We start from the raw sequence: 2,847 nt of genomic DNA, 5'->3' as shown, positions 1-2,847 counted from the left end.
GGGCGACACGGCCGCTGCGCCGCTCGGCCGCCACGAGGTCCAGCATGACCAGCAGGGCCCGGTCGTCCTCGATGATGTGTCCCCGCTCGTCGACGAGGGAGAGCCGCTCACCGACGGGGTCGAAGCGCACCCCGAAGGCCGCCCTCGCGGACGCCACGATCTCTCCGAGCCGGACGAGTCCTGCCCTACGGGTCTCGGCGGACTCGGTGGGCCGGGATTCGTCGAGGCCCGGGTTGATGGTCAGCGCGTCCACCCCGAGCCGTCCGAGGAGGCTGGGCAGGACGAGCCCCGCACTGCCGTTGGAGGCGTCCACGACCACCTTGAGCCCCGCGTCGGCGATGCCGTCGGTGTCGACGTTGCGGAGCAGGGACCCGGTGTACGAGTCGAAGACGCTCGACGGGAAGTGCAGGTCCCCGATCTCACCGGGGAACGCCCTGCGGTATTCCTGGCGGGCGTAGACGCGGTCGAGCTTCCGCTGACGGGCCTGGGAGAGGTCGGCGCCGCGCTCGTCGAAGAACATGATGTCGACCGAGTCGGGCACGCCCGGCGACGTACGGATCATGATGCCGCCCGCGCTGCCTCGCGCGGTCTGCTGGCGGGCGACCGGCAACGGCACGTTCTCCAGGTCACGGACGTCGATGGCACTGGCCTGCAGCGCCGAGATGACCGCTCTCTTGAGTGCACGGGCACCGCGGGAGTGGTCGCGGGCCGTGGTGACCGTCGCGCCCTTCTTCAGGGTGGTGGCGTACGCACCGGCGAGCCGGACGGCCAGTTCGGGGGTGATCTCGACGTTCAGGATGCCGGAGACACCGCGGGCCCCGAAAAGGTGCGCCTGGCCGCGCGACTCCCAGATCACCGAGGTGTTGACGAAGGCGCCGGCCTCGACCGTCTTGAACGGGTAGACCCGGACGTTGCCCTGGATGATCGATTCTTCACCGATCAGGCATTCGTCACCGATGACGGCGCCGTCCTCGATCCGGGCCGCTCGCATGACATCGGTGTTCTTACCGATCACACAGCCGCGCAGATTGCTCTGCTGCCCTACGTAGACGTTGTCGTGGACGACCGCCCGGTGCAGGAACGCACCGGTCTTGACGACCACGTTGGATCCCACGACCGTGTGCTCGCGGATTTCGGCACCGGCTTCGATCTTCGCGTAGTCACCGATGTACAGGGGGCCCCGGAGCACGGCGTCGGGGTGGACCTCCGCGCCTTCGGCGACCCAGACGCCGGGCGAGATCTCGAAGCCGTCGAGTTCGACGTCGACCTTGCGCTCCAGTACGTCGGCCTGGGCCTTCACGTAGCTCTCGTGGGTGCCCACGTCTTCCCAGTAGCCCTCGGCGATGTAGCCGTAGACCGGCTTGCCGTCCTTCATGAGCTGCGGGAAGACGTCGCCGGACCAGTCCACGGAGGTGTCCGCCTGGACGTAGTCGAAGACCTCGGGCTCCATGACGTAGATACCGGTGTTGACCGTGTCCGAGAAGACCTGGCCCCAGGTCGGCTTCTCCAGGAAGCGCTCGACCTTCCCCTCTTCGTCGACGATCGTGATCCCGAACTCCAGCGGATTGGGGACCCGCGTCAGACAGACCGTGACCAGCGCTCCCTTTTCCTTGTGGAACGCGATGAGATCGGTCAGGTCGAAGTCGGTGAGAGCGTCGCCGGAAATAACCAGGAAGGTGTCGTCCTTCAGGGCGTCCTCGGCGTTCTTCACGCTTCCCGCGGTACCGAGTGGCTTCTCCTCGTTGGCGTAGCTGAGCTCCATTCCGAGTTCTTCGCCGTCGCCGAAATAGTTTTTCACAAGCGAGGCGAGGAACTGGACGGTCACCACGGTCTCATTGAGCCCATGGCGCTTGAGCAGTTTCAGCACGTGCTCCATGATGGGCCGGTTGGCAACCGGCAAGAGCGGCTTGGGCATGCTCGAGGTCATGGGGCGAAGACGAGTGCCTTCGCCGCCTGCCATCACGACGGCCTTCATGTCGGAAACGTCCTCCTTGTGAGACGACGGTCTAGCCGACTTCACCCGTCGGGGGAAAACCTCAGCATCCACTGCGGACCGGCGACACTGCACGGCTCCGCGTCAACGAGCTAATCGGCTACTACGTCCGCCTTGACGAGGCGGCGGACTTGGACCACGTACAGGATCCCTGCCCACCAATAGAGGGTTGTACCCCAACCTGCGAACGCCCATCCGAAAATGGCGCCCAACGATGCCAGCCAACCACTTCCGTCGCTGAGCAGCAACAAGGGGAAGGCGTACATGAGGTTGAAGGTTGCAGCTTTACCGAGGAAGTTGACCTGCGGCGGCGGATAGCCGTGCCGGCGGAGGATTCCCACCATGACGAGCAGCATCAGCTCCCGGGCGAGCAGCGCCGCCGTCAGCCAGAGGGGGAGGATCTCCCGCCAGGTGAGCCCGAGGAGTGTCGACAGGATGTAGAGGCGGTCGGCTGCCGGGTCCAGGAGTCGCCCGAGGCTGCTGATCTGGTTCCACTTGCGGGCGAGCTTGCCGTCGAGGTAGTCGCTGACGCCGCTCAGCATGAGCACCAGAAGGGCCCACCCGTCGCTGTTGGGACCTCCGAAGACGGGGCGGAGGATCAGCCACAGGAAGAGGGGTACGCCGACGAGGCGAGCCATGCTGAGAATGTTGGGGATGGTGAGTACTCGGTCCGTCTGAACTCGAGTCTCCTGGACCTCCACCCGGGGGCCTCCTGTGAAGAATGTGCCGATGATGCCCCACGACCCTACCCTCAGCCCGAGCCGGCGGATGCACGGGGGTGGGGCGGGAACGGAAGCCCTCGGCGGAATGCCCTCCGACAGGCGCCCAGAACGCAGAAAAGCCCCGTGCCACAA

At 66.0% G+C, this 2,847-nt stretch carries 2 protein-coding genes; both read right to left on the bottom strand.

Annotation, left to right across the window (positions count from 1 at the left end; genetic code table 11):
• A partial coding sequence (locus IH13_RS39010) for a sugar phosphate nucleotidyltransferase (RefSeq protein WP_031089582.1) occupies window positions 1–1,975 on the bottom strand: 1,975 nt, incomplete at its 3' end.
• A gap of 110 nt (window positions 1,976–2,085) precedes the next feature.
• Window positions 2,086–2,694: a cardiolipin synthase ClsA gene (locus IH13_RS0131190; RefSeq protein ID WP_031089580.1), complete on the bottom strand. Its 609-nt coding sequence runs from the start codon at window positions 2,692–2,694 to the stop codon at window positions 2,086–2,088.
• Window positions 2,695–2,847: the final 153 nt, after the last annotated feature.

Origin of the sequence: Streptomyces sp. NRRL WC-3549, from assembly GCF_000721935.1 — a bacterium.
GTDB lineage: Bacteria > Actinomycetota > Actinomycetes > Streptomycetales > Streptomycetaceae > Streptomyces.
This window is presented reverse-complemented; position numbering and strand designations above follow the sequence as displayed.